The following is an 18,459-nucleotide window of genomic DNA, read 5'->3' on the forward strand; positions in this document are numbered from 1 at the left end:
AGTCGCCTGCGAAGGATCGCCCATGCATGCTCGTGTCGTCACTGCCGCCCCACTCACGCCGACCCTGGTCCGCGTGGTGCTCGGGGGCGGCGATCTGGACCACCTCGAGATGCCGGAGGCGACGGACACCTATATCAACCTGGCCTTCCCGCCCGAGGGCGCCGGCTACGACGGCGTGTTCGATCCGGGAGAGGTCCGCAAGACTCACCCCCGCGAGCAGCAGCCGGCCCGTCGGCGCTACACCGTGCGCAGTTGGGATCCGGCCAGCCGGCAGATGACGGTCGACTTCGTCGTGCACGGCGATGTCGGGGTCGCGGGCCGCTGGGCCAGCCACGCCCAGCCCGGTGACGTGCTGGTCTTCGAGGGTCCCGGCAGCGGCTACCTGCCCGACCCCGCCGCCGATTGGCACCTCCTCGTCGGTGACGAGTCCGCGCTTCCCGCCATCGCCGCCGCCTTGGAGAGCATGCCCAGCGAAGCCCGGGTCATCGTGCGGCTGGTCTGCGACGGTCCCGATCACGAGATCCCGCTCACCGCGCCCGACGAGGCCGACATCGGCTGGCTGCACCGCAGCGGTGGACCGGACGATGTCGACCTCCTGCCGGACGCGGTCGCCGACCTGCGGTTTCCGGTGGGCCGCGGGCAGGCTTTCGTGCATGGCGAGGCCGACGAGATCCGGCAGGTCCGCCGTCATCTGCTCTCCGACCGTGGCCTGGCCCGCTCCGACATGTCGTGCTCGCCGTACTGGCGCCGCACGATGACCGACGAGGCCTGGCGGCAGATCAAGCGCGACTACGTCGCCGCGATGGAGGCGGACGTCTCCTAGGAGGCCTCACGATCGCCCGATGGTCAGCTCCATGCCGGCCGCCCAGTGGGTCAACCCTCGGTGCGCGCGCGTCCGGATCGCGGCCAGCAGGGTCACCGCCACCTGGGCGATGAGCAGCAACCGGCTGCCCGGGAAGTCCAGCACCAGCAGCACGGCAAAGCCGCCGACCCCCAAGGTCAGCTTGATCAACCGAGCCAGCGGCACGGGAACCCGACCAGTGACCGGCTCCACGGAGATCACCCACTCCCCCACCGTCCGGCCCGCGATCAGCACCATCGCGGCCTCGAGCGCTAGCGGCACGCCGAGTTGCCAGGCTGTGGTGGCGTGGGTGCTCACCTGATCGAACGGGAGGTCCCGGCCGTAGAGACTCCATGCACGGTAGGCGATCGCCGCAGCGAGCCCCGCGGTCATCACCACGATCGCGTCGCTGAGGAAGCCGACCCATCGGCGACCGAGAGTGATCGTGGTCGGCAGCGCCTCGGGGGCGCGCCGATGCCGGTGCAGCAGCAGCCACGCCAACACGCCTCCGAGGAAGGCGCCGAAGGTGTTGACGATCAGGTCGTCCACGTCGAACACGCGATAGGCGCAGTGGTAGAGCCCCCAGATGCCACTGAGCTGCGTCGTCTCGATCGCCAGTGAGATCAGCAGGCCGAGGATGGTGGTGACCACCACTCCGCGATGCAGCACCAGCCTGACGAAGAAGCCGAGCGGCACGAACAGCAGCACGTTCAACGCCAGTTGCATGAAGGCGGCGTCGTGGAGCAGCACCGACGGCGCCACCAGACCGCGCTCGATCACCGGCCGGAACGAGCCCAGGATCTCCAGCTGGGTGCGCTGACAGGCGAAGGTGTCGTCAACGGGAAACGGCAGCAGCGTGTAGGTCCATAGCGCCAACCCGTACACCGCCGCACCGACCAAGGTGAGCAGGTCGCCCGGGCCGAGTCGCCCGTCCCGGCGATACTGCACGGCGGCGGTCGGGGCGAGCAGCAGCACGGCCAGCACGGCACCGAGCGCGGTGGCGAAGATGCCGTTGACTACCTGATCGGACACGGCGTCAATCTAGTGGTGGGTCGCCCTCACCTGCCGGCCGGCACCGATGGATCAGGTCAACCCACCGGCACCGAAGAGCGAGCCGACGGCGTACGTCGCTGCTGCCGCCAGGGCACCGAACACCAGCTGTCGGGTCGCGCCTCGCCACCAGGGCACGGCGGTGAACCGCGCGGCCACACCGCCGGCCGCCAGCAGGCCGAGTGCCCCCGCGATGAGTCCGGTCAGCACCGAGCCGAAGCCGAGCAGGTAGGGGAGCAGCGGGATCAGCGCACCGACCGAGAACATCGCGAACGACGAGCCCGCCGCGACGAGCGGCGATGGCTGCTCGTCGGGGTCGACACCCAGCTCCTGGGCGACATGGACCATGGTCGCGTGCTCGGGGTCGCGGTGCACGTCCTGTGCGGCCAGCAGGGCGACCTCGTAACGCATGCCCATGTCGACGAACATCTCCGAGAGCTCGGCAACCTCGGCCTCGGCGTTCTCTGCAATCTCCCTGCGCTCGACCGCCACCTCGCGCTCGACCTGCTCGTTCTGCGTCGACACGGAGGTGTACTCGCCCATCGCCATCGAGAATGCCCCGGCCACCAGACCCGCCGTTCCCGTCAGCAGCACGACCCGATCCGAAGCCCCTGCCGCCCCGATCCCGACGACGAGGCTGATGTTGGTGACCAACCCGTCCATGGCGCCGAACACGGCCGCGCGCAGCCAGCCACCGGACACGTCGGCGTGGACATGGCCGATCTCGTCCGCCCCTGCGAAATCCTCGTCATCTGTCTGCATCGACCCCGATGGAACACCGTTCATCGAGTTGCCGCAAGCGAGGAAAGGCTGCGCTGATCTCCTCTGGATGGGGCCGATTTCGTCACCTCCGACGGATGAGATCGCGGCGCCACGCCGGTCCAGGAGGCGCCCCCGAGGTACGGGCTCGCTAGGGTGAGCCCATGGTGCGACTTCTCCTGCGACTTGCCGTCTTCTTGTTGTCCGCCGCAGTCGGCCTCATCGTCGCCTCGCTGATCGTTCCGGGCATGACGTTGCATCCCTCGGGCTTCGTCTTGGTCGTGATCATCTATGCCGCGATCCAGGCGATTCTCTCGCCCTTCATCACCAAGGTCGCAGCCAAGAACGCTCCCGCGTTCCTCGGCGGCACGGGCCTCGTGGCGAGCTTCGTGGCGCTCCTCGGAGCCAAGGTGTTCGGAAGCGGACTGACCATCAACGGGGTCGGCTCCTGGATCGCAGCCACTGTGCTGGTCTGGCTGGTCACTGCGGTGGCCACCTTGTTGCTGCCCGCTCTGATCATCAAGGAGAAGGTGAGCAGCGACGGCGCTGCTCGCAGTTGACGTCTGAGCCTGTCGTGGGTCCCGAAAGGGGAGCTCGTGCCTGGCTGCTACTCCTGCGACCAGCAGACGAACCCGGCCCCACCTCCGCGCGAGAGCATCGTCAGCACCGAGCACTGGCGGGTCGCTCACGCCTTCAACAGCACCCTGCCCGGCTGGCTGGTGATCCTGTCGACCCGGCATGTCTTGGCGTTCACCGATCTGACAACTGACGCCGCCGATGAGCTGGGCGGGCTGGTGCAGCGGCTGAGCGCCGCCCTGGAGCAGGTCACCGGGTGCGCGAAGACCTACCTGATGCAGTTCTCCGAGGCCGAGGGCTTCTCCCACCTGCACCTCCACCTGGTGCCCCGCCTGCCCGACCAACCCGATCACACCCTCGGGCCCCGCGTCTTCGCCTATCTCGTCGACGACGAGGCCCGATGGGTGTCACCCACCCGACAGGACCACCTCGCCCTCGCCCTCCGCAGTGCGTTCGAGGAGCGGTAGTCCTCATGCATCACTGAGCCGGACCAGCACGGATACGTTCCGGGGCCTCCTCATCACCTCTCGACGCCGATCGACGTCCAGAGTCGGCTCGGTGGTCGCGATGATGGGAGCCGGGGCCACGGGGCACGCTCGCCTTCCGTCTACCTGCGCTGCTTCGCCCGGGCCTGACGGCACAACCGTCTGACAGAACACCCGGCTCAGGCGCCAGGAGACCTCAGCCGGCAGTGGCGTGCTGCTTGTCGCCCAGACTTCGCCGCCAGATGGCCACGGCGATCACGCCGAGCAGAACTGGTCCGCCGATGGTGAAGATGCGCCACACACCGAGCGCCGCCACAGCCGCCGCCTCGATGCCCTGGCCACCCGATCCGACCAGGGCGGCGAGCAGGATCGCGTCCACGACGCCGATGCCGGCGAAGGGGAAGACGGTGAAGGGGTAGGCGAACAGGTAGGCGATCGCGATCTCCAGCAGGCTCACGTCGGCGGCACTCACCCCGACGAACCGCAGACAGCACACCAGCAGGGTGAGGTCCGCGACGACCATGCCCACCAGGGCCAGCATCGAGCGCGGGAAGCCCTGTCGGAAGCGGAGCGCCGTCTCGGCGCGGAAGCGGACACAGGCCTCGGCCCAAGACTCGGGCTTGACGCTGGACCGCACCTTCCGCACGACCAGGGCGGACCGGGTGCCCACCGTGCGGGCCAGTGCCTCACTGCGGATGACCAGCACGATGCCCACGAAGATCGCGACCGCGATCGCGATGCTCAAGATCTCCAGGTAGCGCAATCCAGCCGGCTGTCCGGTCACCAGCAACAGCACGAACCCGAGCACCGGCACGCCGAACCTGACGACGTAGAACGTGAGCGTGTTCATCACCGCGCCCGCCAGGCCGGTGCTGGTGGAGATGCCCCACGAGCTGAACATGGCGGTGCGCAGCGCGATGTCGCTAGGCGGTGGCGCGAAGAGCGACATCAGCATCGCGCCCAGATCGTTGATCGTGGCGCGATAGATGGTCACACCAGGGATGTAGATCTTCAGCGGCAGCGCATTCATCACCTGTCGTGTCAGCAGGACCGCCAGCAGCACGAACGGCTGCCACCAGGTCAGGTGCGACAGCGCCCGCCCGACAGCCGGCCAGTCCACCCTGCCGACCAGGCGAACCGTCAACACCGTAATGACTGCGGCCACCGCCAGCCAGATCATCCGGTTCACCCAGGCCGGCCGCCGCATCGCACGACCACTCGCCTCGACTTCCGCCAACTCCGGGTCGGCCGCTGAGTCGCTCATGCTCGCTCGATGACGGTGGTTGACACGGGACTATCGTAGCCCGGCGGATCGGGACGGCTCCGCTCGGCCAGGGCCCGACCAAACCACCCGGTCAGCCACAGATCGACGCCGACCGCACCCAGCCACCCGTCCAACTCGTCGTCACCGGGCCGTCGGATATGAGTTCCGCCGAGAGGGGCTGCCCGTCCTCGGTCAGTGCCCGAGGTAGCGCTGCGCGAGCAGCGTGACGAAGTGGTAGACGCCGTCCTCGTCGGGTGCCAACGGGCCTGGCTCGTAGCCAGGAGTCTTGATCCCCCGCTGCACCGACTCGCAGGCACCCCAGTCTTGACGGTTGGTGATGTCCCAGAAGTCGACGGCGTACGCCGGGTCGAAGCCCTCCCGCTCCACCACCGCCCGCGGGAAGGCCCACGAACAGGTGATCTGGGTCCGGTCGGGGGTGATCGGCGTCAGCAGGTGCGTCATCACGTAGTCGGGGTGCAGGCTGAGAAGCAGGTTGGGCATCACCGCGACGTACATCACGGTGTGCTGCTCCTCCTCAGACAACCGCGCCATCACGGTGCCGTCGCTGTGACCGTCCAAGGACATGGTGGCGGCACCGTCGCGCAGGTCCATCCAGCCGCCGACCCAGTTGCCCTCGCGCTCGATGTTCTCGCCACTCTGTGGCGGGCTGACCGCGCACAGCTCGGGATGGATCGACGAGCAGTGGTAGCACTCCTGGTAGTTCTCGATGATCACCTTCCAGTTCGCCGCCACGTCGTAGGTGTGCGACTCGGCAGTGACGAGATCCTCGCCGTCGTAGTTGGCAATGATCCCCTCGAGCTCACCGATGTGAGCCGCGAAGTCGCCGTGCTCGTCCACGGGCGCAACGAACAGCCAGCCATGCCACTCCTGTACGTCGAGCTTCTTCAGGCTGTACTGACTCCTGTCGAAGGAGTCGTCGTCGCGCGAGTAGCCAGGCGCCGCCCGGAGGTCACCCTCGTGCCGATAGGTCCAGGCGTGGTAGGGACAGACGACCATCCGGGTCTCCGAGCTGCCGCCGCACGGCAGCAGCTCGTGGCCACGGTGCCGGCACGCATTCTCGAACGCACGCAGTGAGCCGTCCTTGGTTCGGGTCACCAGCACACCGACCTCGCCCCAGGCGAACGCGGCGGCGGACTGTGGTTTGCGCAGTTGCTCCGCGCGCCCCACACAGACCCAGCCGCCGAAGATGTGCTTCTTCTCCCAACCCAGCACCGCTTCGTCGAGGTACGCCGCCACCGGCAGCATCCGACTCGAGCCGAACGGCGCCAGCGACAGTCGCACCTCGTCATGATCCAGTGGCGCGGCGTCCGCGGTCGCGGTCAGCTGCTGTGGGCTCACGTCGATGCTCATGGTGCGTGTCCGTCCGATCTCGAGGTCGATTGAATCCTGATTGAACGCACAGTCAGGATATCTGGGGCCCCTTACCCCGTCCAGCACCAGCCGCGCCGGCTGCGCCGCTCTGGTTGCACCTCTCGCGCAACCCGGATCGTGGCTCGCCGCCAATTCGGACCGGTTCGGGGGTCCCGACCTTGGCGGGACCCCAATCTGGTCCGAATCGACGACCCAGCACGGGCCGAAGGCCGGTTAGAGCTCGGCGGCGAACGATTGGACGCCGACACCCTTCTCGCCTCGGCTGAACCACTTGTAGGCCAAGAAGCCGACGGTCACCACGATCAGCGAAGCAAGGAGGACCAGGGTGGCCAGGGCGTTGAGCGCAGGAGTGGGGGCGGCACGGGCGGTGTTGTAGATCTTCACCGAGACCGGCTCGGTGGAGGCGTCGCCGGAGAGGTAGCGGACCAGCACGAAGTTGTCGATCACGTCGGCGAAGACCAGCACGGTGCTGGCGAAGATCGCCGGGATGAGCATCGGGATGAGCACCCGCCAGACGGCGCCCCAGCGGCTGGCGCCGAGGTCGACGGCCGCCTGTTCGTACTGCGGCCCGATCGCGAGCATCCGGCCGCGCACGATGATGACCGGATAGGACAGCTGATAGGTGACCAGCCCGAGGACCTGGCCGAAGGTGCCCAGCTGGAGCGGCGTCGAGACGGTGGTCGCGACGAACAGCAGGGCGACGGCGAGCAGCACTTCGGGCAGCACGAAGGACAGCAGCACCAAGAAGCTGACTCCGCTCGGCAACCGGCCGCGCCACCGGTCCAGACCGAGTGCGAGCAGCACCCCAAGCGGGACGGTGACAAGGGTGACGATGACGCCGAGCCGCATGGTGTGCAGCAGGGCGGTGTGCATGCTGGCGTCGTGCCAGACCGAGCGCTCGGGCTCGGTGAAGTACCACTGCAGCGAGAAGCCGGTCCACTCGGTGCGAGAGCGGCCGGCGTTGAAGGAGAACAGGACGGCGATGAGCACCGGGAGCAGGGACCAGGCGATGTAGAGCACCGTGATCGTGGCCAGCACGGTCGGTCGACGGCGGGAACTCATCAAGACGCCACCCCCTCTCGGTCACGAGACACCCAGACGTAGAGCATCATCGGCACCAGCGAGACCAGCGAGACGATCACCACGAAGGCGGCGGCCTGGCCGGTCTGGCCCGGGGTGAGCACGGCGTTGTTGATCAGGTTGCCGACCATCGAGTTCCCCGGCGTGCCGGCGAGCAGGTCGGTGGTGAAGTAGTCACCGAGCATCGGCAGACAGGTAAGCAGCGAGGCGGTCACGATCGCGGGCATGGACAGCCGGAGGGTGACTCTGCGGAACGTCTCGAACCGGCCGGCGCCTAGGTCGCGGGCCGCCTCCAACGTCTGTTGGGGGATCCGATCGAGGCCGGCGAAGAGCGGCAGGATCATGTAGGGCACGTAGCCGTAGGCGAGGCCGAGGATGACGGTCACGGCGTGCCCTGAGAGCCAGTTGACCTGCCAGGAGGGGTTCACCAGGCCGATCACCTGGTTGACCAGGCCGTCGTTCTGTAACAGGTTGATCCAGGCCAGCATCCGCATCATGTAACTGATCCAGAACGGCGCAACGAGCAGGATCAGGAGGACGCCCTGCCAGCGGCCCGCGAACCGCGCCACGAAATAGGCCACCGGATAGGAGATCAGCAGGCACAGGAGGCTGGCGATGCCGACGTAGACCGCAGTGCGCAGCAGCGGCGGACCGAAGTAGCCCTGGTCGCCGACGATGTGCTCGATGACGAAGCGGAACTGGATCGTGTTCCACTCGATCGGGTTCCACACCGGCACCGGCTGGCGCAGGATCGGGTCGATCTGGCCGAACAAGATGGCGAGCACGACGTAGAGCGGGGCGACGAACAGCAGAAGCAGCCAGAGGGTGCCCGGAGCGGCGACCAGCGGCCAGACCCAGCCACCCGCCTGCTTCTTGGCCCGGCGGGTGCGTGCGTCTCGCCCTGGATCAGCCATTGGCCTTGTACTCCTGCCAGATGTTGTGCCACTGCGCGTCGACGACGGGGTTGAGCTCGAGCAGTCGGGGGCTGTCGCGGAAGTACGCCGGCTGCACGGCTGCGGTCGAGAGCTGCTCGGGGAGGAAACCGTCCTCGACCAAGGTGTCGGGGTTGATCGATCGCTGTGGCGGCTGATACCCGGTGTAGGAGAAGTTCTTGCTCGCGATGTCGGCGTCGAGCATGAAGTTGAGGAAGTGGTGGGCGGCGACCGGGTTCTTCCCGGAGGCGAGGAGCACCATCAGGTCGTTGTCGACGGTGCCGTAGCCGTCGGAGTTGAACCAGTAGCGCAGGACTTCCGGGGAGACGCCCTTGGGCAGGTAGTACTGCGCGTTGACCAGGTCACCGCTCCACATCATCGACACGTCGAACTGTCCTGCGGGCAGGTCGTTGTACATCGTGATCGTGACGCGCGGGTCGGTGGCGTCGGTCATCTGCTTGAGCTGGGTGCGGATCAGGTCTAGGTCGGCGACCTTGCCGGTGTTGACGTCGCGGATCCCGTTGCGGAGCAGCACCATCGCCATCGTGGTGTGGAAGTCGTCGATGACGGCGGTGCGACCGCGGAACTGGGAGTCCCAGAAGACGTCGTAGGGATTGTCCAGCGTCGCGATGTCGAGGTCGACCCGGTCGGCCCGCCAGCCGATCCCGGTGGTGTAGACGGTGTAGGGCACGGAGTACTGCCAACCCTGGTCGTACCACGGGTTGCGGAACATCGGCCACAGGTTGCCGACGTTGGTGATGTAGTCGTGGGTCAGTGGCCGCAGCAGGTCACCGGCGACCATCTTCCCGATCTGGTCGTAGCTCGGGAAGTAGATGTCGAACTCGACTGCACCGGAGGCGATCTTGGTGAGCGCCTCGTCGGTGCTGTTGAAGGTCGAGACGCTGACGTCGACGTCGTACTTGGCTTTGAAGGCCTTGAGGACCGCCGGTCCGATGTAGTCGGCGTAGTTGTAGAGCCGCAGCGTGCTGCCCGGCTCCGGGATCTGGCCAGCCTCGATCGGCGGGTTCTTCGTGCTCAACGGCCACTTCACCGGATGCTCGGGGGAGGCGATGACCAAGTCGCCGGAGGTGTAGAGCTGGTTGCCGCAGCCGCTGAGCAGCGACCCCGTCGCCGGGACGACCATCGAAGCCGACAGCCCTCTCAGGAAGGAGCGGCGAGAGATGCTCCGGCGAACCCGCAGCCGCGCGGCAGCACCGCGTGGTGAGCCTCCGGAACTGTCAGTCATGCCACCTCGAACTTCCGCGTCGACCCTTGCCAACCGGGGCGGATAAGTGACACCGTCACATAGACTGAACGATCAGTCAATGAATCACAACGATGAATCGCACGTGTGGAGGACACCGTGACCAGCACCGCCAGCCCCGCTTCCAGCACGATCGCCGCGCCCTCGCGCGAGGCGATCGCCGAGGTCATCGAGACCGAGAGCGAGGCCTTCTTGGACCGCCAGCCACGCAGCCGTGAGCTGATCGACCGGGCCCGCCGCTCGCTCGCCGGAGGAGCGACCTCGAACTGGCAGATCGCCGAGCCGCAAGCCGTCTGGCTCAGCCACGGCGCCGGCTCGAAGATCTACGACGTCGACGGCAACGAGTACTCCGACTTCCATGGGGGGTACGGCGTCTCGATCGTCGGCCACGCCCATCCGGCGATCGTCAAGGCGGTCTCCGAGCGGGTCGCCCGCGGCACCCACTTCGCGCAGCCCACCGAGGACGCCATCGCGGTCGCCGAGGAACTGTCCCGGCGCTGGGGCCTGCCCGAGTGGCGCTTCGCCAACTCCGGCACCGAGGCCACCATGGACTGCATCCACCTGATGCGGGCGGCGACCGGTCGCGACGTGATCATCAAGGTGGAGGGGGGCTACCACGGCCACCACGACTCGGTCGAGGTCTCCGTGCTCCCCGAGGACGAGGAGATCGGCCCGGCCACTCGGCCGATCGCCGTGGCGGGCAATAGCGGCATCCCGCAGGCGATCCGGGACCTAACGGTCATCGTCGCGTTCAACGACCTGGTCAGCCTTGAGCAGATCCTGAAGGAGTACGACGGCCAGGTCGCCGGCATGATCGTCGAGCCGATCATGATGAACGCGGGCATCATCCACCCGCTGCCGGGCTATCTGGCCGGGCTGAAGGAGCTGCTGCATGCCCACGGCGCGCTGCTCGCCTTCGACGAGGTGAAGACGGGTCTCACCGCCGGCCCGGCCGGCGCCACCGGCGTCTACGGTGTGACGCCCGACCTGGTCGCCGTCGCCAAGGCGATCGGCGGTGGGGTCTCGACCGCGGCGATCGGCGGCACCGAGGAGTTGATGGAGCTCATCGCGGACGGCTCCTACGAGCAGGTGGGCACCTTCAACGGCAACCCGCTGGCCATGGCTGCGGCGTTGGCGACGTTGACGGAGGTCCTCACCCCCGCGGCGTACGAACACATCGATCGCCTGCGCCGCCGGATGGTCGACGGCATCGAGGGCGTGATCGCGCGACACGGCCTGCCTTGGCACGTGGTGACCGCCGGCGCCAAGGGCTGCATCGCCTTCCGCTCCGAACCCTGCCACGACTTCCGCGACTTCCTCGACGTGGACGCGGAGCTCGGTCAGGCGCACTGGCTGGTGCAGCACAACGGTGGTGTGTTCCTGCCTCCGTGGGGCAAGATCGAGCAATGGCTGATCTCGGTGCAGCACACCGACGAGGACGTGGACAGGTTCGTGGCCAACGTGGCCAGGCTCGCTGAGCTGGTCGCCGCTCCGGTCGCGGACGACGAGACCGGGGAGGCCTGAGGCTGATGACGGAGAGCGCGGCGGGTGCCCTGAGCCTGCAGGGCCTGGTGAAGCGGTACGCCGACGCCGTCGCGGTCAACGGCCTCGACCTCGAGATCGCGTCAGGTGAGTTCTTCTCGCTGCTGGGCGCCTCCGGCTGCGGGAAGACCACCACGCTGCGCATGCTCGCGGGGTTCGAGTACCCCGACGAGGGCGAGATCCTGCTCGACGGGCGCAGCATCGTCGACATCGCGCCCAACAAGCGACCGGTCAACACCGTGTTCCAGTCCTATGCCCTCTTCCCCTTCATGTCGGTGGAGGACAACGTCGCCTTCGGCCTGAAGTATCAGAAGACCTCGAAGCAGGAGACCCGCCGGCGTGTCGCCGAGGCGATCGAGCTGGTCGAGATGTCTCGCTACGCCACCCGGCGGCCGGCCCAGCTGTCCGGCGGCCAACAACAGCGGGTGGCCCTCGCCCGGGCACTCGTGCTCGAGCCGACGGTGCTGCTGCTCGACGAGCCGCTCGGCGCGCTGGACGCGAAGCTGCGGCGTCAGCTCCAGGTCGACCTGCGCGCGCTGCAGAAGCGGATCGGCACCACCTTCGTCTACGTCACCCACGACCAGGAGGAGGCGCTGACGATGTCGGACCGCCTCGCGATCCTGGTCGACGGGAAGGTCGAGCAGCAGGGCACGCCCAGCGAGATCTACGCCAACCCCGCGTCGGCGTACGTCGCCGGGTTCCTCGGCAGCGCCAACCTCTACCAGGGCAAGGTGACCGAGACCGCAGCCGACCTGGTGACCACCGAGATCGAGGGCCTTGCCCTGGTCGCGCACGCCACCCGCACCGTGACCTTGGGCCAGGAGGTGACCTTGGTGCTGCGACCGGAGCGGGTCGAGTTGAGCCCGATCGAGGGGATCTGCGCCGACGACGAGGCCAACGTCTTCCCCTCCCGGATCGAGCACCTGGTCTTCCGCGGCGGCCACACCCACGTGATCACCCGAGCCGCCGGCTGTCGGCTGACCGCCGAGGTCGCCAACGTGCACGGCGAGCTTGCCGGCCTGGCTGGTGGAGGGTCAGGAGGTGTGCACGCGCGTCTCACACCGGGCCGCCCAGCTGCTGCCGGAGTCGGCCGTGGGATCCGCGGAGGCTATCGCCGACCCCGCGACGCCGGAGGGAGCGACAGCGCCTTAGTTGCGAAGTCCATCGCGATCGCGAACGCGCGGTCGGAGTCGACATCGGGGTCCCGCAACGCCACCTGAATGCACAGCCCGTCGAGAAGAGCCGCGAAGGTGATCGCGAACTGCGCGGTGTCGACGGTGCCGATCTCGCCCGCGGCCATGCCGTCCTCGAGCACCCCGACGATGGTGTCTCGCCAACGTCGATCCGCCACGATCCGGTCCTCGGCCACTTGCGGGTGCCGGAAGGCCTGCGCCCACAGGTCGAACCACAGCCCCCAGGCGCCGGGGATGTCGTCCTCACCGTCGGGGTCGCAGGTCATTCGCACCAGCGTCTCGAGCCGGTCGCGGAGGCCGGGGGTCTCGGCAAGCATGCGGTCGGCCGCGTCGTAGAAATGCGCCTCGGAGTAGGTCAGCGCCTCGGTGAGCAGTTTGTCCTTGGTGCCGAAGTAGTAGACGACCAGCGCTGAGGAGGCGCCCACCCGCTTGGCCACATCGGCGATCCGGGTCTCGGAGAAACCACGCTCGGCGATCAGCGCAGCGGCCGCGGCCAGCATCTGATCGCGACGCTGGTCCGCCCCGGCGAGCGGCGCACTGCCTGAGGCGCCTGCCGTGCTGGTCATCGACTCCGAGCTCCCCTTCGCCACGCTGGCCCGCGCGCCTGCGCCGAGGGTCAGCGGGAAACCTGCCTGCCTTGCCGCTCACGATATCAGGCGCTTAGACTGAACAGTCAGTCAGCAACGGCCGGTCGAGCGGAAGGACTCTGGTGGGCGAGGATCCGCGTCGCGCCGCCGTGCGTCGCCTTCTGGAGCCCCGGTCCATCGCGGTCGTCGGAGCGAGCGCCCGACCCGGCTCATTCGGTGCGCGGCTGAGCACCGAGGCCCTGCGCAGCCCCGGCGTCGAGCGGGTCCACCTGGTTCACCCCCACCACCCGGAGGTGCAGGGTCAACCCACCGTGCCCAGCCTCGCCGACCTCGACGAAGCCGTCGACCTGGTCCTGCTCGGAGTGCCGGACGCAGCGCTGGTCGACCAGGTCTCCCTGGCGGCCAAGCGCGGCGACGGCGGCGCGGTCGTCTTCGGCTCGGCGACCGGACTCGCCGAGCCGTTGCGAGCCGCGGCCGGCGACCTGCCGATGGTCGGCGGAGGCTGCATGGGCTACCTCAACCTGGCCCGGGGAGTCCGGGCGATGGGCTATCTGGAGCGCGACGACCTGACGCCGGGACCGATCGCGTTCGTGACCCATTCCGGCTCGGTCTTCTCCGCGATGCTGCGCACGCATCGACGGCTGGACTACTCCCTGGTCGTCTCCTCCGGCCAGGAGCTGGTCACCACCACTGCCGACTATCTGCACTATGCGCTGGACCTGCCGCAGACCCGCGTGATCGGCCTCTTCCTCGAGACGATGCGGTCGATCGACTCGCTGCGAGCAGCGCTCGCCCGGGCGGCCGATCAGGACGTGGCCGTGGTCGCTCTCACCGTCGGGACCTCCGAGGTCGGCCAGTCCCTGGTCGCTGCTCACTCGGGTGCCATTGCCGGCGGTGATGCCGCGTGGGAGGCGCTGCTGCGGGCCTACGGCGTGCACCGGGCCCGCTCCCTCGACGAGCTGATCGACACCCTCGAGCTGTTCGCCATCGGCCGGCGGCCCGTCCGGCCCGGGCTCGGTGTCGCCTCGATCCACGACTCGGGCGGCGAGCGCACCTACACCGCCGACGTGGCGGAGCGGCTCGGCGTCTCGTTCACCCAGCTCTCCGAGGCCACCCTCGGCGCGCTCTCCGCACGCATCGACGACGGCCTGGCGGCTGGAAATCCGCTCGACGTGTGGAGCACTGGGGCCGACACCGAGGAGCTGTTCGCCGATTGTTTGGCGATGCTGGCTGCGGACGACTCGGTGGGCGTGACTGCGCTCGCCGTCGACCTGGTCGAGGAGTTCGACGGGGACGACTCCTATCCCGAGGCGCTGCTGCGCGTCCAGGCCGAGATCGATGCGCCGTTCGTCGCGCTCGCCCCTTCCTCGGCCGCGGTCCATCAGCCGACGGCGGCCCGGCTCCGGGCCGCCGGGATCCCCGTGCTGGAGGGGCTGGAGCCCGGCCTGCGGGCATTGCGTCACCTGGTCACGCATCGTCGGGTCACTCCCCCGCCCCTGACCACCGGGTCCGCCAGCGGGACTGCCGAGGTGGGTGACGGCTTCGCGCTGCTGTCGTCGTACGGCATTCCGGTCGCGGGCTCCCGCGTGGTGACCTCCCCCGACGACTCCGTGCTGACCGCCGAGGCCGTCGGCTGGCCGGTCGCGCTGAAGACCGCCGCCGCGGTCGCTCACAAGGTCGACGTCGGCGGGGTGGTGCTGGGGCTGACGGATGCCGCGCAGGTGCAGGCGGCGTACGACGACCTGGCCGCTCGACTCGGTCCCGCCGTGCTGGTGCAGGCGATGGCGCCGGCGGGCGTGGAGCTCGCGTTGGGCGTCGTGCGCGATCCCCACCTCGGGCCACTGGTCGTGCTCGCCGCCGGCGGCACCCTGGTGGAGCTGGTCGCCCAGCGGGTGGTGGCGCTGCCACCCTTCGACGAATCGGCCGCGCTCGCGCTGCTGGGCGAGGTGCCCCTCATCTCCCGTCTGCTGGACGGCGTCCGCGGCGCGCCGCCGGCCGACCGGACTGCCGTCGCCGGCGCCCTCGCCGCCCTCTCTCGCCTCGCCCTCGACCTCCCCGACCACGTGGACGCCTTGGACATCAATCCGCTGATCTGCACCCCCGACGGCGTGCTCGCCGTGGATGTATTGGTCTGCTGAGGGCGACGCGATCCACGCGCGCCGAGATCGGGCTGGATTGGCCGGCGTCCATCACGCACGATCGGGCCTGACCAGGTCTGGCCAACCAGGTATGATGGTGCCATGACCACTGTCAACATCTACGACGCGAAGAGCTCGTTCAGTCGGCTGATCGCGGCCGCGGAGGCTGGGGAGACCGTGGTGATCGCGCGGAACGGCAAGCCGGTTGCGCAACTCGGCCCTGTGGTCCGTCGAAGCGAGCCCCGCCGGCTCGGCGACCTCGCCGAGAGTCCACTGACCGTCGCCGACGACTTCGACTCCTGGACGCCCCAAGACGAGCGCGACTGGTACGGCGCATGAGGTTGCTGCTCGACACCCACACCTACCTCTGGGCGCGCCATTCGCCGAACCGACTCACCACCTCGCAGCGGGAGGCGATCATCGACCCGGGCAACGACGTCCTCGTCTCTGCGGTAGTGGTAGCCGAGCTCGCCATCAAGTCCTCGGTCGGCGAACTCCACGGCGTCGAGCCGTTCCTGGCCGACCCCACGGCAGGCGGGACCTACACCGATCTCCCGCTGACCTCAGGCCACGCCGCGCTGCTCCGTGAGCTTCCCTTCCACCACCGTGACCCGTTCGACAGGATGCTCATCGCGCAGACGATCAGTGAGGGGGGAACGTTGGTCACGGTTGACCAGGCGATCGCTCAGTACGACGTGCCCGTGCTCTGACGACTCAGCGCAGCAACCCGCGACAGGATGCACCTCAGACCGGCGACCGGGGCGCATCCGTCGCGGTCGCCCGCGCTCCTACGGGGACGTCGGGAAGGGCAGCGCGATCGGGTCCGGGTCGAGGCGGCTGCGACCTTGGTCATCGAAACGGTCCAGACCCAGATCGGCGACGTCCACGACATCGGTCGTGCCAGCGGTGGCCAGGTCGGCCGCGACCCGAGACACGGCAGGACCCCACATCATCCCGTGTCCTCCGGCCGCGGCCACCGTGGTCCCTCCGACCGGCCCGTCCGCAGTGAGCAACGGTCCGAGGATTGGCAGGTGGTCCGGCGTGAAGTCGATGGTGGCGGCCCAGGCACGGCGTAGGCCCAGCCGGTCGGTGGCCGGCAGAAGTTTGGCGATCCGCGCCCGCATGGACTCGAAGTAGGCCCAGTCGAAGTCCACCGCCACCCCAGCGGGTTCGTCGGGATTGCTCATCCCCCACAGCGCTCCGCCGTACCCGTCGGGCCGCCAGTAGATCCCCGACATCAGGTCGAAGACCATCGGCAGCCGATCAGCGGCCAGGTCGGGGTGGGCCGCGGTGGTGACGACCTGGTGCCGCACGCCGGCGGAGGGGATGAGCACGCCGAGTTGCTCACCGATCGTCTTCAGGTGCGGGCCGCCGGTCAGCACCAGCCGATCCGTAGCGACCTCGCCGGCGGTCGTCTGCACTGCAGTGATCCGCCCGCCGGCCGTGCGCACGCCAGTGAACGCGGTCCGCTCGGCGACGTGCACGCCCGCGGTGAACAGGGCCGCGGTGTAGGCGAGCACGTTCAACGGCGGCTCGATGTAGCCGTCGCCGGGGGCGTACGACGCACCGAGCGTCTCCCCCGGCGCCACCGACGGGTTCATCGCGTCGAACTCGTCCGGCCCGACCCACCGCACGTCCAGCCCGAGGGACTGTTGCATCGCGATGCGCGCGTGCGCGGTCGTCACCTCCGGCTCGGTGAAGCACGGCATGAAGTAGCCCTGCGCGACGAACCCGGCATCAATGCCGACCCGCTCCCCGAGCTGGGCGTAGAAGTCACGGCTGAACATGCCGAGCCGGACAGCCGCCTCAGTGCCGCCTTGGGCCCGGACCATCCCGGCCGCGCGGGTGCTGGCACCTTGACCAAGCCGGTCGGCCTCGACCAGCACGACATCGGCCAGTCCGGACTGCTTGAGAAACCAGGCCGCCCAGGCTCCGATCGTCCCGCCACCGACCACGACGGCGTCGGCACTCCGAGGGAGACACCGTGTGCTGGCCACTCGCCCACGCTGGCACAGACTGAACCGTCAGTCAATGTCCGGGAAGCCCCCTCGGTGCCTTCGTCGCCCTGTGCCACGCGAGTGGTGGCTGACGGCGTACGCCGGGTGCTGGTCACCGCGCCCGACCCTGATCTAGACTGAACAGTCAGTCAATGAGCCTGGGAGAGGTGCGGGATGTACGGCTTGACCGAGCAGGACCTAGAGCTGCAAGCGCGGGCACGGGCCTTCACCGACGAGCTCATCCCCCTCGAGGTCGAGGCCGAGATGGCCGGCGGCGCACTCCCCGCCGGCGCCACCGAGAAGCATCGCGACCGAGCCATCGAGCTCGGCCTCTACGCCACCAACATCCCGGCCTCCGTCGGCGGCCCCGGGCTGCCCTTCCTCCAACAGGTGCTGGTCCAAGAGCAGGCCGGCCGGGTGACCAACGCCCTCGCCTGGATCATGCACACTCCCCCAGCCTGGTGGGCCGAGGTCGCGACCGACTATCAGCGGGAGCGGTGGCTGCTGCCGGCCGTGCGCGGAGAGAACGAGGAGTGCTACGCCATCACCGAGGAGTTCGCCGGGACCGACGTCTCAGCACTCGAGGCGACCGTCCGGCGCGACGGCGACGAATACGTCCTCAACGGCGTGAAGTGGCACGTGACCTCCTTCAACTCCTCGACCTACTGCTTCTTCCAAGGCGTGCTCACCGAGGGAGACCAGGCAGGTGAGCATGCCCTGGTGGTGGTGGACCTCCCGTCGCCCGGGGTGCGCGTGGTCCGCACGCCGGCGTACTCCCACACAACCACCCACCATCACCCGATCGTCGCCTTCGAAGACGTGCGGGTGCCGGTCTCGCACCTGATCGGTGCCGAGGGCGAGGGGATGACCTTCGCGCACGAGTGGTTCCGGTTCGAGCGGATGATGATCGCCGCGCGCTGTCTCGGTGCCGCCGAGCGGCTCATCGAGGAGGCCACCGCCTTCGCCCAGGACCGGGTGATCGGCGACGAGCGGCTGATCGACAAGCAGCTCGTCCAAGCCATGCTCTCCGACAGCCTCACCGAACTGTTCGCCGCCCGATCAATGGTCTACGAGACGGCCCGCTCCATCGACGCGGGCACCGACCGCAAGGTGCTGCACGCACGGGCATCGATGGTCAAGCTCTACGCCTCCGAGATGGCCGGCCGGGTCGCCGATCGGGCCGTGCAGATCTTCGGCGGCCGCGGCTACATGCGGGAGAACGTCGCCGAGCGGTTCACCCGCGAGCTGCGGGTCGAGCGGATCTGGGAGGGCGCCTCGGAGATCCACCGGGTGATCATCGCCGACCAGCTCGCCAAGCGGGGTCTGCGCGCCCTGGTCTGAGCGTTCCGAGAAGGACCG

Annotated in this window: 18 protein-coding genes; 9 read left to right on the forward strand and 9 right to left on the reverse strand. The window is 68.7% G+C overall.

All coding sequences use genetic code 11. The features are described from left to right. Positions 1-22: 22 nt before the first annotated feature. Entirely contained in the window at positions 23-823 is an 801-nt protein-coding gene (locus QM714_RS07980; RefSeq protein WP_415099253.1) for a siderophore-interacting protein, read from the forward strand. Between the two features lie 6 nt (positions 824-829). On the opposite strand, the gene QM714_RS07985 is transcribed toward QM714_RS07980, so the two are convergent. After that, complete coding sequence (locus tag QM714_RS07985; RefSeq protein ID WP_415099255.1) at positions 830-1,873, reverse strand: VanZ family protein; 1,044 nt, start codon at positions 1,871-1,873, stop codon at positions 830-832. A 51-nt stretch (positions 1,874-1,924) separates the two neighbouring features. Next, entirely contained in the window at positions 1,925-2,653 is a 729-nt protein-coding gene (locus tag QM714_RS07990; RefSeq protein WP_415099257.1) for a VIT1/CCC1 transporter family protein, read from the reverse strand. Positions 2,654-2,814: 161 nt separating this feature from the next. Between QM714_RS07990 and QM714_RS07995 the strand changes: the two genes are divergently transcribed. Continuing rightward, complete coding sequence (locus tag QM714_RS07995) at positions 2,815-3,210, forward strand: hypothetical protein (protein ID WP_415099259.1); 396 nt, start codon at positions 2,815-2,817, stop codon at positions 3,208-3,210. Positions 3,211-3,246: 36 nt separating this feature from the next. Further along, positions 3,247-3,693, forward strand: coding sequence for an HIT family protein (locus QM714_RS08000; protein ID WP_415099261.1), 447 nt, complete (start codon positions 3,247-3,249; stop codon positions 3,691-3,693). Positions 3,694-3,907: 214 nt separating this feature from the next. Here QM714_RS08000 and QM714_RS08005 read toward each other — a convergent pair whose 3' ends face one another. From QM714_RS08005 to QM714_RS08025, 5 genes are all read right to left on the reverse strand, one after another. Continuing rightward, positions 3,908-4,975, reverse strand: a complete 1,068-nt coding sequence (locus QM714_RS08005; protein ID WP_415099263.1) for a hypothetical protein — start codon at positions 4,973-4,975, stop codon at positions 3,908-3,910. Positions 4,976-5,167: 192 nt separating this feature from the next. Then, on the reverse strand, positions 5,168-6,346 hold the full coding sequence (locus QM714_RS08010) for an aromatic ring-hydroxylating oxygenase subunit alpha (protein WP_415099265.1): 1,179 nt from the start codon (positions 6,344-6,346) through the stop codon (positions 5,168-5,170). A gap of 234 nt (positions 6,347-6,580) precedes the next feature. After that, the gene (locus QM714_RS08015) at positions 6,581-7,429 is read right to left on the reverse strand and encodes an ABC transporter permease (protein WP_415099267.1); all 849 of its coding nucleotides are present in this window, start codon (positions 7,427-7,429) and stop codon (positions 6,581-6,583) included. Next, a complete protein-coding gene (locus QM714_RS08020) occupies positions 7,429-8,361 on the reverse strand; it encodes an ABC transporter permease (protein WP_415099270.1) in 933 nt (310 codons plus the stop codon). The genes QM714_RS08015 and QM714_RS08020 overlap by 1 nt, the downstream gene beginning before the upstream one ends. Beyond that, a complete protein-coding gene (locus tag QM714_RS08025) occupies positions 8,354-9,625 on the reverse strand; it encodes a spermidine/putrescine ABC transporter substrate-binding protein (protein ID WP_415099272.1) in 1,272 nt (423 codons plus the stop codon). The genes QM714_RS08020 and QM714_RS08025 overlap by 8 nt, the downstream gene beginning before the upstream one ends. A gap of 117 nt (positions 9,626-9,742) precedes the next feature. Here QM714_RS08025 and QM714_RS08030 point away from each other — a divergent pair, with 117 nt between their 5' ends. Together QM714_RS08030 and QM714_RS08035 are read left to right on the forward strand one after the other, a co-directional pair. After that, a complete protein-coding gene (locus tag QM714_RS08030) occupies positions 9,743-11,167 on the forward strand; it encodes an aspartate aminotransferase family protein (RefSeq protein WP_415099274.1) in 1,425 nt (474 codons plus the stop codon). A gap of 5 nt (positions 11,168-11,172) precedes the next feature. Beyond that, positions 11,173-12,405: an ABC transporter ATP-binding protein gene (locus QM714_RS08035; RefSeq protein ID WP_415099276.1), complete on the forward strand. Its 1,233-nt coding sequence runs from the start codon at positions 11,173-11,175 to the stop codon at positions 12,403-12,405. Here the strand turns inward: QM714_RS08035 and QM714_RS08040 are convergent. Next, positions 12,294-12,944: a TetR/AcrR family transcriptional regulator gene (locus tag QM714_RS08040; RefSeq protein WP_415099278.1), complete on the reverse strand. Its 651-nt coding sequence runs from the start codon at positions 12,942-12,944 to the stop codon at positions 12,294-12,296. The genes QM714_RS08035 and QM714_RS08040 overlap by 112 nt on opposite strands. Positions 12,945-13,087: 143 nt before the next feature. On the opposite strand from QM714_RS08040, the gene QM714_RS08045 reads away from it, so the two are divergent. The 3 genes from QM714_RS08045 to QM714_RS08055 all read left to right on the forward strand — a co-directional run bounded on the left by QM714_RS08045 (position 13,088) and on the right by QM714_RS08055 (position 15,813). After that, a complete protein-coding gene (locus QM714_RS08045) occupies positions 13,088-15,103 on the forward strand; it encodes an acetate--CoA ligase family protein (RefSeq protein ID WP_415099280.1) in 2,016 nt (671 codons plus the stop codon). Between the two features lie 102 nt (positions 15,104-15,205). Continuing rightward, complete coding sequence (locus QM714_RS08050; RefSeq protein WP_415099282.1) at positions 15,206-15,442, forward strand: type II toxin-antitoxin system Phd/YefM family antitoxin; 237 nt, start codon at positions 15,206-15,208, stop codon at positions 15,440-15,442. Further along, the gene (locus QM714_RS08055) at positions 15,439-15,813 is read left to right on the forward strand and encodes a type II toxin-antitoxin system VapC family toxin (protein WP_415099284.1); all 375 of its coding nucleotides are present in this window, start codon (positions 15,439-15,441) and stop codon (positions 15,811-15,813) included. Before QM714_RS08050 ends, QM714_RS08055 begins: the two co-directional genes overlap by 4 nt. A gap of 78 nt (positions 15,814-15,891) precedes the next feature. On the opposite strand, the gene QM714_RS08060 is transcribed toward QM714_RS08055, so the two are convergent. After that, the gene (locus tag QM714_RS08060) at positions 15,892-17,100 is read right to left on the reverse strand and encodes an NAD(P)/FAD-dependent oxidoreductase (RefSeq protein ID WP_415099286.1); all 1,209 of its coding nucleotides are present in this window, start codon (positions 17,098-17,100) and stop codon (positions 15,892-15,894) included. A gap of 174 nt (positions 17,101-17,274) precedes the next feature. Here QM714_RS08060 and QM714_RS08065 point away from each other — a divergent pair, with 174 nt between their 5' ends. Then, positions 17,275-18,441, forward strand: a complete 1,167-nt coding sequence (locus QM714_RS08065) for an acyl-CoA dehydrogenase family protein (RefSeq protein ID WP_415099288.1) — start codon at positions 17,275-17,277, stop codon at positions 18,439-18,441. Positions 18,442-18,459: the final 18 nt, after the last annotated feature.

This window comes from Nocardioides sp., from assembly GCF_047602075.1.
Taxonomy (GTDB): Bacteria; Actinomycetota; Actinomycetes; order Propionibacteriales; family Nocardioidaceae; genus Nocardioides.

Excerpts from the sequence above, each read along its gene's own strand:
- QM714_RS07980 (WP_415099253.1), top strand. The coding sequence starts at position 23 with ATGCATGCTCGTGTCGTCACTGCCGCCCCACTCACGCCGACCCTGGTC.
- QM714_RS07990 (WP_415099257.1), bottom strand. The coding sequence starts at position 2,653 with ATGCAGACAGATGACGAGGATTTCGCAGGGGCGGACGAGATCGGCCAT.
- QM714_RS07995 (WP_415099259.1), top strand. The coding sequence starts at position 2,815 with ATGGTGCGACTTCTCCTGCGACTTGCCGTCTTCTTGTTGTCCGCCGCA.
- QM714_RS08005 (WP_415099263.1), bottom strand. The coding sequence starts at position 4,975 with ATGAGCGACTCAGCGGCCGACCCGGAGTTGGCGGAAGTCGAGGCGAGT.
- QM714_RS08010 (WP_415099265.1), bottom strand. The coding sequence starts at position 6,346 with ATGAGCATCGACGTGAGCCCACAGCAGCTGACCGCGACCGCGGACGCC.
- QM714_RS08015 (WP_415099267.1), bottom strand. The coding sequence starts at position 7,429 with ATGAGTTCCCGCCGTCGACCGACCGTGCTGGCCACGATCACGGTGCTC.
- QM714_RS08020 (WP_415099270.1), bottom strand. The coding sequence starts at position 8,361 with ATGGCTGATCCAGGGCGAGACGCACGCACCCGCCGGGCCAAGAAGCAG.
- QM714_RS08025 (WP_415099272.1), bottom strand. The coding sequence starts at position 9,625 with ATGACTGACAGTTCCGGAGGCTCACCACGCGGTGCTGCCGCGCGGCTG.
- QM714_RS08035 (WP_415099276.1), top strand. The coding sequence starts at position 11,173 with ATGACGGAGAGCGCGGCGGGTGCCCTGAGCCTGCAGGGCCTGGTGAAG.
- QM714_RS08040 (WP_415099278.1), bottom strand. The coding sequence starts at position 12,944 with ATGACCAGCACGGCAGGCGCCTCAGGCAGTGCGCCGCTCGCCGGGGCG.
- QM714_RS08050 (WP_415099282.1), top strand. The coding sequence starts at position 15,206 with ATGACCACTGTCAACATCTACGACGCGAAGAGCTCGTTCAGTCGGCTG.
- QM714_RS08055 (WP_415099284.1), top strand. The coding sequence starts at position 15,439 with ATGAGGTTGCTGCTCGACACCCACACCTACCTCTGGGCGCGCCATTCG.
- QM714_RS08065 (WP_415099288.1), top strand. The coding sequence starts at position 17,275 with ATGTACGGCTTGACCGAGCAGGACCTAGAGCTGCAAGCGCGGGCACGG.